Below are 12,557 nucleotides of genomic sequence, written 5' to 3' on the forward strand. Positions count from 1 at the left end.
GTAAGTTGGGTTTTACTTTACATATTGCACCATTGTTAAAAGCTTGTAGGGGCGGGTTCGCCAAGAACCTTAAACCGCATAGCAAAAGCTAAAAAACCCGCCCCCACCCCACGATTGATTCCTTTATTGACAATGGTGGAATATCTGAATTTTAACCGGATTTCTCTATTAGACTGGGTTTTAACCCAGCGGCTTAAAGAGAAGAGTCCTAAAGCACAACTACGTACCTTTGTTTATTCACAATTAACGATCGCAACTAACTATGGCTTTAATTACACAACGAATTGATGTTCCTGTCACTGTAGATGAGTCTAAGTGTTTGGAGAAATGCCATGTCTGCATTGATGTTTGTCCTTTAGATGTATTAGCCAAAAATCCAGAAACAGGCAAAGCTTACATGAAATACGATGAATGTTGGTTTTGCTTACCCTGTGAAAAAGAATGTCCGACAAATGCAATTACGGTTAAAATACCTTTCTTGCTGCGCTAAATTTGTTCTAGTTTGTAGGGATTATAAAACCATGAATGCTGAGACTGATAGCGAATTAAATCAATGGCTGGAAATGTTGCGATCGCCCGATCTCAGCGATCGCCTTGTTGCCGTTAAAAATCTACAATATTTGGGCGATGAAGAAGCTACAAATGCCCTACTCTTTGCCCTGTCTGATGACAGTCTTGCCGTTCAGAAAATTGCAATATCTGCTCTTTGGGAAATTGGCAACCCTGTAGCTATTCCCGCTTTAATCGAGTGTCTAGGTTCCGCCGATATCGATATTCGTCAAGAAGCATTATCGGCATTGAATGAATTAGTTTCACCCGCTGACTTAAGGCAACTCCTAGATGCACTCCACCGCGACAATGTTAATATCCAGCTCAACATATTAACTCTATTGCGGAAGATCCACGATGCTCAATCTTTACCCGATATTTTACCATTTTTTGTATCAAAAATTTCTGAATTGAGAGCAGCAGCAGTTACCACTCTTAGCTATCTCAATCAGGTGGAAAAATGCCCGCAAGCTTTGGCTTTAGTATCTGATATAGATGTCAATGTTCGCCGTGCTACGGCTTTAACTTTAGGACATTTAACAGATCCAGAAATTATCTCAATTTTGTGTCAAACCCTCCAAAGCGATACTGACTGGCAAGTGCGACGAAATGCAGCTAAATCTTTGGCAATTCATGCCGATCCTGCGGCGATTTCCGCGCTGGAAACGGCGGTAAGTGACGAACACTGGCAAGTTCGCAAATTCGCGTTACAAGCTTTGCAAAAAATGCCAGATGAACGAGTGCTACCTGCTTTAATTAGATCCTTAGCTGATGAATATTCAGATGTGCGAAAAGAAGCTGCGATCGCGCTCGGTAATCTCAGCAATCCTGTGGCGATGAATGCGCTGCAACAATCTCTCGACGATCCTGATAAAGAAGTCTCTATCTTTTCTGAAAGAGCAATTCAAAAAATTCAAAAATTACTGCAAAATTCCCCCAATGCTTAATTCTTCCTCCTTACCAAAAACTGACTCACATCTACCCTCAGAAAACCCCAATATTTTGGGAGAATTTCGACAGCAAGAAGTTGTAAACTATCTCAAACAAGTCATCGAACCCACCCTCAAAAATGATATCATCAGTTTGGGCATGGTGCGAAATTTGCGAATTGTTGATGGTTACATTTATTTGCGCCTTTATATTGGTTCGCATCAGCAAGACTTACAAGCAAAAATTGAATCTGTTTTATCACCTATAACCTGGTGTAAAAAAACTTATATTCAAATTTGCACGATAGCTAATGTGCGAACTACTTTAGCTATTTGTAGCGGTAAAGGGGGCGTCGGAAAATCTACAACTGCCGTCAATTTAGCCGCCGCTTTAAAATTACAAGGGGCAAAAGTAGGCTTACTAGATGCTGATGTTTACGGCCCGAATATTCCGCAAATGTTAGGCTTAGGACAAGCCGATGTAGAGACAATTAATACTGATAAAGGTCAGAAATTTTTACCTTTAGAAGCGCAGGGAATCAAACTGATGTCTGTGGGTTTATTAGCCGAACCAGAACGCCCTTTAGCATGGCGCGGCCCCGTTCTCCACAAAATTATTACTCAGTTTATTCAAGATGTAGAATGGGGCGAATTAGATTATTTACTAATTGACTTACCCCCAGGAACCGGAGATGCTCAAATTACTATTGTGCAAGAAAGTCCGATTTGTGGAGTAATACTTGTTACTACGCCGCAACAAATATCTATTTCCGATGTCCGTCGCAATATTTATATGTTTCGCCAAGTCGGGGTTCCGGTTCTTGGGATTATTGAAAATATGAGTTATTTAATTTGCGATCGCGATTCACAACCACTGCAAATTTTTGGTAGTGGCGGCGGTAAACAGCTAGCAGAAGAACTCCAAGCACCCCTCCTTGCCCAAATTCCTATAGATCCGCGCATCTGTGCGGGCGGTGATACAGGTAAACCTCTAACCCTCGCAGATCCGAACTCGGCGGTATCTCAGGTTTTTATGCAGATAGCAGCAGTTCTAGATGCTACTTTTTCTCCTTCGGGTGCAACTGATATATTGGCCGCGAATATTAATCAAGTAAGCAACTAGAGAAGTAATACTAACAAAAATCTACAGAATGTGCTTGCATTTTTAAAGCCATCTGTGGAATAATAGGAGCTTGTTAGAGTTAACTACGGTATATCGGTCAATTTATCGTAGTAAACTTGTCAATAATGATTAGCTCAGCTTTTGCATGGCTATTGCGTTACTTGGTTTTCAATACTTGAAATTTAGGAAGGGATAGTGTTAACCCCATTGAGAGAGAGCCTATTTCCAGCTCGATTGAGGCATTTTTGGAGCAAACTAAAGTATAGTTCGCTCCAAACCTTTGCTTTGCTTTTTGCAGTTGGCTTCAGTTTGAGTTTGACAGTTTCAGCCTGTGCTCCTACTCAGCAAACAAATTCAACTACTGCCCCAACTTCTACTGCCACATCGGTGGCTAGTTCTAACGCACAACAGAGCAATGTAATTCGGATCGGCTATCAAAAATATGGAACTCTAAGCATCCTTAAATCACGGGGAAGTTTAGAGAAACGTTTGGCTTCCCAAAGCACTTCTGTACAGTGGCTTCAATTTCCCGCTGGCCCTCAATTACTAGAAGCTTTGAATGCAGGCAGTATTGACTTTGGCCATACAGGAGAAGCGCCGCCTATTTTCGCACAAGCTGCTGGCGCACCATTGGTATATGTTGCTAATGAGCCTCCTAATCCTAAAGGTGAAGCTATCTTAGTACCGAAAGATTCTCCTATTCAAGATGTGGCTGGGTTGAAAGGCAAAAAAGTTGTATTTAATAAGGGTTCAAATGTGCAATACCTAGTGGTAGAAGCATTAACAGCAGCCGGATTGAAATATAGCGACATTCAGCCTATTTATCTGCCGCCAGCAGATGCGCGGGCAGCTTTTGAACAAGGCGGTGTCGATGCTTGGGCGATTTGGGACCCATTTTTTACAGTAGCGAAACGAGCTACAGGATCTCGTGTTCTTAAGGATGGAGAAGGGCTTGTAGCTAATCGAGAATTTTATTTAGCTGCCAAACCTTTTAACGAGCAATATCCTGACCGGATTAAGGCAATTTTAGAGGAACTTCAAAAAGTAGATGAATGGGCGGCGGCTCAACCAACTGAGGTGGCAAAAGTGCTGTCTCCTGAGCTGGGTATTGACGTTCCAGCTTTAGAAGAAATCTCACGGAGACGGCCTTACGGAGTGCAGCCGATTACGGATGAAGTCATTACTTACCAGCAAAAAGTTGCTGATACGTTCTTGGATTTAAAGCTACTTCCCAAACAGGTCAAAATTAGCGAAGTGGCTCAGCTAACTAAACAATAAGTAATCAGGGAGAATACGGCAAATGGAATTATTTTGGTTTATCCCAACTCACGGAGACGGACGCTATTTAGCTTCAGGAATTGGAGGGAGATCTGGCAGTTTTTCCTACTTAAAGCAAATCGCTCAAGCCGTTGACCATCTAGGATTTACGGGTGCTCTGCTTCCGACTGGGCGCTCTTGCGAAGACGCTTGGGTAGTGGCTTCATCCCTAATGTCTGTAACAGAAAAAATGCGTTTTTTAGTAGCAATTCGTCCGGGGTTAATGTCTCCAGGGGTAGGAGCGCGGATGGCAGCAACCCTTGACAGATTATCTAATGGGCGCTTGCTGATTAATGTTGTTACGGGCGGCGATCCGGTGGAATTAGCTGGAGATGGAGTGCATCTGAGTCACGACGCACGTTATGAATTGACGGATGAATTCTTGACAGTTTGGAGAGCGATGCTTGAAGGTAGTAGCTCCACTAACCTGCGACATAAAGAAGTCGACTTTAGCGGTGAATATCTCCAAATTAAGGGTGGCAAAGTTCTATTCCCACCTGTACAAACTCCCCATCCTCCCTTGTGGTTTGGCGGTTCCTCGCCAATCGCTCAACAAATTGCGGCTAAGCATATTGATGTTTATCTTACTTGGGGAGAACCGCCGCAACAAGTAGCAAAAAAAATTGAAGCTGTGAAAAAATTAGCAGCAGAACAGGGTAGAACTGTGCGGTTTGGGATTCGTCTTCATGTGATTGTACGGGAAACGGAGGGTGAAGCTTGGGAGGACGCAAATCGTTTGATTAAATATGTTGATGAAGATGCGATCGCAGCCGCCCAAAAAGCTTACGCCAGGATGGACTCTGAAGGACAGCGACGTATGACTGAACTGCATACAGGCAGTCGCGAAGCTCTGGAAATTAGCCCCAATTTGTGGGCGGGAATTGGGTTAGTAAGAGGCGGTGCCGGTACTGCTTTAGTGGGAGATCCCGATACCGTTGTTGCACGAATGTTGGAATATTCAGAATTGGGAATTGAAACTTTCATTTTCTCCGGTTATCCCCACTTAGAAGAAGCTTATCGAGTGGCTGAACTGCTATTCCCCCGCTTGCCTTTAAAAAACCAACCTGTTGTAAATCAACCACAAATGTTTAGTCCTTTTGGCGAAATTATTGCCAACGAAAAGTTTCCCACACAAAAAGAAGTTGTTTCTCCCAGCGCATCATGAACAAAAAATGGTTCAAAAATTACTATTTTCAGCAGGTCATTCCTTGGATTGTACCAATTGTGCTGATTGTTAGCTGGCAATTGTTAGTACAGGTGGGTTGGCTTTCCACAAGAATTTTGCCAGCACCAACAGGTGTTTTAAGTGCAGGAATTAGATTGGCAATTACCGGGGAACTGTTTCACCATATCGGCATTAGTTCTTGGCGGGCGCTGGTTGGTTTCATCATAGGCGGAAGTATTGGTTTGATCCTAGGTTTCCTCAATGGTTTTTTTCCAATCGCCGAAAAGCTGCTAGATACTTCTGTGCAAATGATCCGTAATATTCCCCACCTTGCCTTAATTCCCCTAGTAATTGTGTGGTTTGGAATTGGCGATCAAGCGCGATTATTTTTGGTGGCTTTGGGTGTATTTTTTCCAATGTACATCAATACATTTCATGGCATCCGTAGCGTCGATGCCGGATTGATTGAAATGGGAAAAGTCTATGGCTTGAATGCCACGTCTCTTTTGTGGCAAGTTATTCTGCCTGGGGCTTTGCCTTCAATTTTGGTAGGGGTGCGATTTTCTTTGGGGATTATGTGGATCACCCTAATTGTTGCAGAAACAATTGCGGCTGACTCTGGTATCGGTTATATGGCAATGAATGCTCGCGAGTTCATGCAAACTGATGTTGTAGTTTTGAGCATTATCATGTATGCTTTGTTGGGTAAGTTTGCAGATGCGATCGCCAGGAAGTTAGAAGAAAAATGGCTGGCTTGGCATCCCAATTATCAGGCAGCTTAGCTAGAAAAAACCAGCCATAAGTAAAGAAACCTGAGAGTGTCCCCTTTTTCTTTCTTAGTTCCTCTAGAAATGCTGTCCTTCATGAATTGCTCTGGTTTCAAATTCCATCATTGATTCCTTCAATCCATTGGAAGAGTAAGCCTTTTGAGGCAATTGTTAAAACATTGGGGAAACGATCGGCGTTCCACCGTGGAAGCACGTTTGTATCGCTGCATTTTTGCGTCAGTAACCTTCAACCAAACAATTGAGGAAAATTCAACCATGAGTCAAGTTCTGCAAGAAGTGCTGTCTGCTAACCAGGAATATGCTGCGACCTTTGGCAAGAAAGGCAATTTGCCCCTGCCTCCCGGTCGTCGCTTTGCCATTCTGACCTGCATGGACGCTCGCCTCGATCCAGCAAAATATGCTGGGCTGGCAGAAGGGGATGCCCATGTCATTCGTAATGCTGGAGGACGGGCAAGCGATGATGCAATTCGATCGCTCGTAATCTCTTACAAGCTATTGGGAACTCGTGAATGGTTCGTCATTCACCATACGGATTGTGGGATGCAACTCTTTACCGACACCATCATCCGAGAACTATTGACAAACAGCCTGGAAACCGCTGTAATAGACGAAAACGGTTGGCGAGATATTGGGCAGGGTTCGGGTTCGACGGAAGGTGAATTTGTCGATTGGTTAACGTTCAAAGATTTGGCAGAAAGCGTGTTTGTGGATGTCAAACGAATTCGCAACCATCCCCTTGTGCCACCAACCATTCCGATTTATGGCTTTATCTACGATGTGAAAACAGGGCAATTGATTGAAGTCCCCAGCGCAACTGAAGTCGGTAGAGCAACAGTTCCAGCGATCGCGTCATCGTAATAGACAATCTCAAAAATGCAGAATGCTTTGCGGTTTTCTCAACTATGAATTAGTGCTTTTCACGCTCTCACCATTATTGCAACTATGAGCCATTTGATTGAATACGAAGACGCAAGTGATGAAGTACGCGCAGTCTATGACGACATTCGTGCGACACGCAAAACGGAGTACATCAACAACTTTTGGAAAGCACTCACCAACCATCCGCCTACCCTGCAACGTACCTGGCAGAATGTGAAGGAGGTGATGACGGTTCCGGGAGAACTCGATCCCCTGACCCGCGAGTTAATCTACATTGCTGTCAGCGTTACAAATGGTTGCCAATACTGCATTTCATCTCATACAGCCGCAGGGCGAGCCAAGGGAATGGATGATGCCATATTTGGGGAACTGATGGCGATCGTGGCAACCGCAAACGCTACCAATCGACTCGCAAATGGCTATCAAATTCCGGTGGACGAACAATTCAAATTATAAAAAAAAACGTTCAATCTCAACCACTTATAATCCATCTCTATGGCAACTGAATTAACAGTAGATGTTTCTCAGATTCCCGTTATCGATATTAGTTCGCTGGTATCGGATAATCGCCTAGATAGTGTTGCCAACCAAATCCGACAAGCTTGCTGCGGCACAGGTTTTTTTTATATTGTTGAGCATGGTGTAGACCAAGGCTTGCAAAACCGTTTGGAGCAACTGAGCCGTCAGTTTTTTGCTCTAGATTTAGAAACCAAAATGCAAATTCGGATGGCGCTGGGAGGTCGGGCATGGCGCGGCTACTTTCCGGTTGGAGGTGAACTGACGAATGGTAAACCAGATTTGAAAGAAGGAATTTATTTCGGATCGGAATTGAATCAAACCCATCCGGCTGTTCAAGCAGGCGTTCCCATGCACGGAGCCAATCAGTTTCCAGAGATTCCCCAGTTTCGCGAAACAATACTGGAATATCTAACAGTTATGACCCAACTGGGTCACGCAGTAATGACTGGAATTGCCCTGAGTTTGAACTTAGAAGCATCTTACTTTCGCGATAGCTATACGACAGAGCCCCTGATTTTATTTCGCATCTTCAACTATCCACCACAAAGCAATCCGCAAGGGCAATCCTGGGGAGTGGGAGAGCATACCGATTATGGTTTGCTCACGATTCTCAAGCAGGATGATTTAGGTGGGTTGCAAGTGAAGACAAAATCAGGCTGGATTGATGCTCCGCCGATCGCCAATTCATTTGTTTGTAACATTGGCGATATGCTCGATCGCCTCACAGGTGGACTTTATCGCTCTACTCCTCATCGAGTCAAGAATGTGTCAGGACGCGATCGCCTCTCATTTCCATTCTTCTTCGATCCCAATTTCAATGCTCAACTCCACCCGATTGAAATCAAGGGAGCGAAAGTCGATGACAACTTGAACGAACGTTGGGATAAAGCCAGCGTTCACGAGTTTCGCGGCACTTACGGCGATTATGTCCTGAGCAAAGCTGCAAAGGTTTTTCCCCAATTGCGCCAGGAAGTTTTGTAAACAGTCACCCATTGGTGACAAGTTAAGGCTCAAAGCCAGTTTTCAAGGGGATTTTCGGAGGTAGCTCAAAGAAAAAAGGTTCTCCACTGCCGACATTATAACTCTAATGTCAACTGGGGCTTAAATCCCTGCCAGATGAAAGGATAAGAAGCAAGTTCTTATCCTTGGTAGTCAGCGATCGCTTTTTGCCCTATAACTACTGCAACTATTACCAGGGGAAGACACTCATCCACTTGGATAAATGATTTTATTTCAATCGCTGCTGGCTGGGCGATCGCGCTTATTCTAAATTCCCTGCTTTCTTAACAGCTTGTTTCAAGTCTTCAAAGGTAATATTACCCTCTTCATCTCGATACGTCGCTAGCAGTTCCGCGGGGCTAGTACCTGTTTCTGCTAAAATGACTGCATTTAACCCAGGACTTAAAAAAAGCTCATTACTCGATATTTTGCCATCTTGATCGCCATCCAAGGCATTAAAAAGAGATTGAAGCTCTTGCTCAGTTGCCATAAGTTTCTATTTGAATTAGTTTTTTCAATTCAATATCCCATAATGTTGAAAAAGATGCAAGGAAAGTTACCTTTTACCCTGGCAGATACAAGCTGTTGCTGTCGTTTGGGCGTGTGCGTCTAGATACCTGGAAGTAGTCGCTACCGATTCATGCCCTAACGTCTGCTGCACCAAATGAATCGGCGCGCCCCTGTCTAGTGAATGCGAAGCGTGGGCGTGACGCAACCAATGGGGCCGACCTTTCCTGTAATCCCAGCGCGGTTCCCCAGCATCGTCTTCACCCCCGCTATTTGGAAGGTAGAAGATATCAGGTGTTTTGCTTTATCCAACATTTATCCACAAGCGGGGATTTTTAATTACCTGGTTTCCAAACTACTTCTTCAACTTTGAGCTGCTTGGGAATTAAGCCGAGTTCAAAAAAAGTATCCGCAATTTCCTGTTGCTCGGCAATCATCTCAGCTTGGATCGGTTCAAATCCATAACTCCGCCGTCGAGTTACTACATCTAAGATAGAAACATCAATTTTCAGAATGGGAGCGAGAATCTTGACTACTTCTTGGGGATTCGCATCAGCCCAAGTCGCTACTGCTTGAGTTTCTTCTCTAATTGCCTCAATGATTTTGAGATTCGGCTGAGCAAATGACTGATTAGCTAAGTAAAAATCGCGATTAGCTGCTAGTCCTTTACTATCTTTAACAACACGAATATCTATTTCCGCTTGAGCTGCTGCATAAAAGGGGTTCCAAATCACCCAAGCATCTACTTTACCTTGTTGGAAGGCAGCTCGGGCATCCGCTGGTGTCAGGTTGATCGGCTCAATATCAGTCCATTTTATTCCTGCCGACTTCAGTGCTTTTGCTAATAGGTAATTGGCGCTAGAACCTTTGGTAAAAGCTATTTTCTTACCCCGCAAATCTGCAAGGGTTTGAATTGCAGAATTAGCAGGAACTAAAATACCAGAACTGCGGTCTTTTGGGGCGCTACCACCAATGTAAAGCAGAGGTGCGTTAGCAGCCTGGCCAAAGACTGGAGGACCGTCTCCGGTGCGGGCAATGTCGATGCTACCGACGTTTAGTGCTTCCAGCATCGGGGGGCCTGACTGAAATTCTTTCCACTCAACGGATACACCTAGAGGCTGCAAGCGTTTCTCTAAACCTCCTCTAGCTTTGACTAGGGTGAAGGGGTCTAATTTCTGATGGCCGATGCGGACTACCTGAGCTTGAGTTGCTGCGGTGGAAGCGGCGGGGCTTGCAGAGCTGGTAGGGGCGGGAGTATTGTTACAGGCGGCGATCGCCCAATTCAAGCTAATTCCCAATAGAAATAGCACTGCTAGGGAAAGGTGCGATCGCCATAATTGAGCAAGGAATGAAATCAGTCTTTTGATCATAAACAATAATATTGTTGGTTGCTAACTTGCCGATCAGAGACTTCCAACTAATTCGGGTTTGCCACTGTGTAACGCACCAACAAACTCTTGCAACTGCGATCGCAATCTTTGTTCTGTTTCCTCTTCAAGTTGTACGCTTGTTTCGTCATAACTTTGGATCTGCGTGTCTAAAACATAGACACCAGCCAAGATATGACTAGCGCCCAGCTCGGATAACACTGGTTTGAGGGCGTAGTTAATTGCTAATAAGTGACCCAGCGTACCTCCGGTGGCTATGGGGAGAATAACTTTACCAGCGAAACTCTTCTGCGGGAGCAAATCTAAGTAAGCTTTGAGTACGCCTGTGTAGGCTGCTTTGTAAACAGGTGTGGCGATGATTATGCCCTTGGCTTCTACTACTAAATCATTGACTGCTTTCAAGTCTGGGTTCGCGAATTGTCCGTAAATTAATACCTCTGGCGGGAGATCGCGGACGTTGATAGAGGCCGTACTTAGTCCCTCTTTCTCGACAGCGCGGCGGGCGTATTCCAGGACGGCAAAGGAACGGGATGGATGAGACGGGCTACCTGCGATCGCAACAACATTAGGCATTTAATAGTCCTCCTATTTTTGACTCATTTAAAAATGAACGACTTACGGAATCGCTTCTAAATACGGTAATTCAGTAGATTTACCGTATTTAATAGATAGTAAGCTAGCACGGTCAATTTTAAAAAGCAAGTAAGTTGAGATGTAAAGTTTGATAACTCTTATACAAATTTTGTGCGATCGCGAATCTCGGCCCCAATCAACTGTCCGGTTATTTCCCCCCAATACAGCAGACTCTCACCGGACTCAATAACAGAAACCGGTTCGCCACCGGATGCGGGTTCACCCAGAAGTAAGGGATGGAGACTTACCCCTGAGGGTCGCTAGAACAAGCAGAACCTTTACAGGAACAGGGTTTGCTTGTTCTTAACTATTATTTATCAAAGTTCCCGAATTTTGGGAAAAAATTCTCTTGCTTTTTGTAGAGACCTATGCAATACTCTTGTTAAATCGCAAAATACGATAACTTGACTGATTTACAGTAGATTAAAGTTAGAGATGCTAATCTGCTCTTCACCCGAATCGGTGAGCAGCAGGTTAATTAACACTTGCTTAAAAGCAACTTTTGAAAGCGAAATAAAGTTAAAACTTAACTTTTAACTGTTAATTTTTATGAGCCTGTGCAATGAATTGTGAGATATATGGAGGTTTTTTATAATGGAATCAGGACTCTCAGGAATGCGCTTAGAATTAGTAAAACTCCAGAAGTCATTTGGAAATATTGAAATTTTGCGGGATATCAACCTCGAAATAAATCCCGGAGAATTTGTAGCAATTGTGGGTCGCAGTGGATGTGGCAAAAGTACCTTGCTGCGCTTAATCGCCGGACTAGAAATTCCCAGTCAAGGCACGGTCTTTCTAGACGGAAAGCCGTCTAAACAACTTAACTCCAAAGTGAGAATGATGTTTCAGGATGCACGGCTACTACCTTGGCAAAAAGTGCTGGCTAACGTGCAATTAGGGCTACTAAATGCCAAAGAAAGCACTCGCTATAAAGCGATGCAAGTCCTTCACGCTGTAGGGCTTGGCGATCGCGCCAGCGATTGGCCGGCTGTACTCTCCGGCGGTCAAAAGCAAAGAGTTTCTTTAGCAAGAGCCCTCGCCTGCGAACCCCACTTGCTGCTGCTTGATGAACCCCTCGGCGCGTTAGATGCTTTGACCCGTATTGAGATGCAGCAATTGTTAGAAAATTTGTGGCAAGAAAAAGGATTTACCGCGCTATTGATCACTCACGACGTAGAAGAAGCCGTGGTGCTAGCTGACAGAGTTATTTTAATAGAAAATGGTCAAATTTCACTGAACTGTTATATTGATCTCCCACGACCGAGGCAGAGAGGAAATGCTGTATTTGCAGCGAAAGTAGAGACCATTTTGCAGAGCGTTATGGAGCAAAAAGAAAGTAGTAAAGATGCAGAAAAGTTGGCAATAGCTGCGTTTCGGTAAACGGTAATTGGCATAAATTATCTCAATAGCAAGTTGTCTGGCTCAGTCGGGCTTATTATGCTAAATTCTCAGAAGAATGCCAACTAATTAGGGCTTGCTGAATAAAAGCCAAAAGATTTACGAGGGCTGGGTTATGCGCCCGTGCGAGCGTCCGTCAGGTCGCCGTGAAAAACAGGTAAAATAGGTCAAAACCGGTGCATCACCATTTGCGAGCGCGGACATAAAAGCTGAGCTTGCTCTCCTATCACCCTCCGACTTTGAACTCCCCTCATGTGGAAGGTTGTCACGAGCAACAGTCCGGACAGTTTTTTACAAGGGTAGTGGCGAGGAAAGCTATCCAGGGCTTAAAGTACAGTCAGATTCAAAAAAGGACTGCGCCAT

14 protein-coding genes are annotated in these 12,557 nt (G+C 44.3%); 10 read left to right on the forward strand and 4 right to left on the reverse strand.

What is annotated here, in order from left to right:
- Positions 1–262: 262 nt before the first annotated feature.
- The 9 genes from E5S67_RS20300 to E5S67_RS20340 all read left to right on the forward strand — a co-directional run bounded on the left by E5S67_RS20300 (position 263) and on the right by E5S67_RS20340 (position 8,250).
- The gene (locus E5S67_RS20300; RefSeq protein WP_172190211.1) at positions 263–490 is read left to right on the forward strand and encodes a 4Fe-4S dicluster domain-containing protein; all 228 of its coding nucleotides are present in this window, start codon (positions 263–265) and stop codon (positions 488–490) included.
- Between the two features lie 31 nt (positions 491–521).
- Positions 522–1,496 carry a HEAT repeat domain-containing protein gene (locus tag E5S67_RS20305; RefSeq protein ID WP_172190212.1) on the forward strand — a complete coding sequence of 325 codons (975 nt, stop codon included), beginning with the start codon at positions 522–524 and terminating at the stop codon, positions 1,494–1,496.
- The gene (locus E5S67_RS20310) at positions 1,489–2,601 is read left to right on the forward strand and encodes an Mrp/NBP35 family ATP-binding protein (RefSeq protein WP_172190213.1); all 1,113 of its coding nucleotides are present in this window, start codon (positions 1,489–1,491) and stop codon (positions 2,599–2,601) included. Before E5S67_RS20305 ends, E5S67_RS20310 begins: the two co-directional genes overlap by 8 nt.
- A gap of 309 nt (positions 2,602–2,910) precedes the next feature.
- Positions 2,911–3,879 carry a sulfonate ABC transporter substrate-binding protein gene (locus E5S67_RS20315; protein WP_216670607.1) on the forward strand — a complete coding sequence of 323 codons (969 nt, stop codon included), beginning with the start codon at positions 2,911–2,913 and terminating at the stop codon, positions 3,877–3,879.
- 22 nt (positions 3,880–3,901) lie between these two features.
- Positions 3,902–5,083 carry an FMNH2-dependent alkanesulfonate monooxygenase gene (gene ssuD / locus E5S67_RS20320; RefSeq protein WP_172190215.1) on the forward strand — a complete coding sequence of 394 codons (1,182 nt, stop codon included), beginning with the start codon at positions 3,902–3,904 and terminating at the stop codon, positions 5,081–5,083.
- Complete coding sequence (gene ssuC / locus E5S67_RS20325; protein ID WP_172190216.1) at positions 5,080–5,865, forward strand: aliphatic sulfonate ABC transporter permease SsuC; 786 nt, start codon at positions 5,080–5,082, stop codon at positions 5,863–5,865. The genes ssuD and ssuC overlap by 4 nt, the downstream gene beginning before the upstream one ends.
- 144 nt (positions 5,866–6,009) lie before the next feature.
- The gene (locus tag E5S67_RS20330; protein WP_246276888.1) at positions 6,010–6,729 is read left to right on the forward strand and encodes a beta-class carbonic anhydrase; all 720 of its coding nucleotides are present in this window, start codon (positions 6,010–6,012) and stop codon (positions 6,727–6,729) included.
- An 84-nt stretch (positions 6,730–6,813) separates the two neighbouring features.
- Positions 6,814–7,206, forward strand: a complete 393-nt coding sequence (locus E5S67_RS20335; protein ID WP_172190217.1) for a carboxymuconolactone decarboxylase family protein — start codon at positions 6,814–6,816, stop codon at positions 7,204–7,206.
- Positions 7,207–7,245: 39 nt separating this feature from the next.
- Entirely contained in the window at positions 7,246–8,250 is a 1,005-nt protein-coding gene (locus tag E5S67_RS20340; RefSeq protein ID WP_172190218.1) for an isopenicillin N synthase family dioxygenase, read from the forward strand.
- Between the two features lie 280 nt (positions 8,251–8,530).
- Here E5S67_RS20340 and E5S67_RS20345 read toward each other — a convergent pair whose 3' ends face one another.
- The 4 genes from E5S67_RS20345 to ssuE all read right to left on the reverse strand — a co-directional run bounded on the left by E5S67_RS20345 (position 8,531) and on the right by ssuE (position 10,736).
- Complete coding sequence (locus E5S67_RS20345; RefSeq protein ID WP_172190219.1) at positions 8,531–8,758, reverse strand: EF-hand domain-containing protein; 228 nt, start codon at positions 8,756–8,758, stop codon at positions 8,531–8,533.
- A 66-nt stretch (positions 8,759–8,824) separates the two neighbouring features.
- The gene (locus E5S67_RS20350) at positions 8,825–8,983 is read right to left on the reverse strand and encodes a tyrosine-type recombinase/integrase (RefSeq protein WP_246276889.1); all 159 of its coding nucleotides are present in this window, start codon (positions 8,981–8,983) and stop codon (positions 8,825–8,827) included.
- 127 nt (positions 8,984–9,110) lie between these two features.
- The gene (locus E5S67_RS20355; RefSeq protein WP_172190220.1) at positions 9,111–10,145 is read right to left on the reverse strand and encodes a sulfonate ABC transporter substrate-binding protein; all 1,035 of its coding nucleotides are present in this window, start codon (positions 10,143–10,145) and stop codon (positions 9,111–9,113) included.
- A 33-nt stretch (positions 10,146–10,178) separates the two neighbouring features.
- Entirely contained in the window at positions 10,179–10,736 is a 558-nt protein-coding gene (gene ssuE, locus E5S67_RS20360) for an NADPH-dependent FMN reductase (protein ID WP_172190221.1), read from the reverse strand.
- A 654-nt stretch (positions 10,737–11,390) separates the two neighbouring features.
- Between ssuE and E5S67_RS20365 the strand changes: the two genes are divergently transcribed.
- The gene (locus E5S67_RS20365; protein ID WP_172190222.1) at positions 11,391–12,176 is read left to right on the forward strand and encodes an ATP-binding cassette domain-containing protein; all 786 of its coding nucleotides are present in this window, start codon (positions 11,391–11,393) and stop codon (positions 12,174–12,176) included.
- Positions 12,177–12,557 lie beyond the last annotated feature (381 nt).

The organism is Microcoleus asticus IPMA8 (assembly GCF_013179805.1).
Classification (GTDB): domain Bacteria; phylum Cyanobacteriota; class Cyanobacteriia; order Cyanobacteriales; family Microcoleaceae; genus Microcoleus; species Microcoleus asticus.

Excerpts from the sequence above, each read along its gene's own strand:
- E5S67_RS20300 (WP_172190211.1), top strand. The coding sequence starts at position 263 with ATGGCTTTAATTACACAACGAATTGATGTTCCTGTCACTGTAGATGAG.
- E5S67_RS20305 (WP_172190212.1), top strand. The coding sequence starts at position 522 with ATGAATGCTGAGACTGATAGCGAATTAAATCAATGGCTGGAAATGTTG.
- E5S67_RS20310 (WP_172190213.1), top strand. The coding sequence starts at position 1,489 with ATGCTTAATTCTTCCTCCTTACCAAAAACTGACTCACATCTACCCTCA.
- ssuD (WP_172190215.1), top strand. The coding sequence starts at position 3,902 with ATGGAATTATTTTGGTTTATCCCAACTCACGGAGACGGACGCTATTTA.
- ssuC (WP_172190216.1), top strand. The coding sequence starts at position 5,080 with ATGAACAAAAAATGGTTCAAAAATTACTATTTTCAGCAGGTCATTCCT.
- E5S67_RS20335 (WP_172190217.1), top strand. The coding sequence starts at position 6,814 with ATGAGCCATTTGATTGAATACGAAGACGCAAGTGATGAAGTACGCGCA.
- E5S67_RS20340 (WP_172190218.1), top strand. The coding sequence starts at position 7,246 with ATGGCAACTGAATTAACAGTAGATGTTTCTCAGATTCCCGTTATCGAT.
- E5S67_RS20345 (WP_172190219.1), bottom strand. The coding sequence starts at position 8,758 with ATGGCAACTGAGCAAGAGCTTCAATCTCTTTTTAATGCCTTGGATGGC.
- E5S67_RS20355 (WP_172190220.1), bottom strand. The coding sequence starts at position 10,145 with ATGATCAAAAGACTGATTTCATTCCTTGCTCAATTATGGCGATCGCAC.
- ssuE (WP_172190221.1), bottom strand. The coding sequence starts at position 10,736 with ATGCCTAATGTTGTTGCGATCGCAGGTAGCCCGTCTCATCCATCCCGT.
- E5S67_RS20365 (WP_172190222.1), top strand. The coding sequence starts at position 11,391 with ATGGAATCAGGACTCTCAGGAATGCGCTTAGAATTAGTAAAACTCCAG.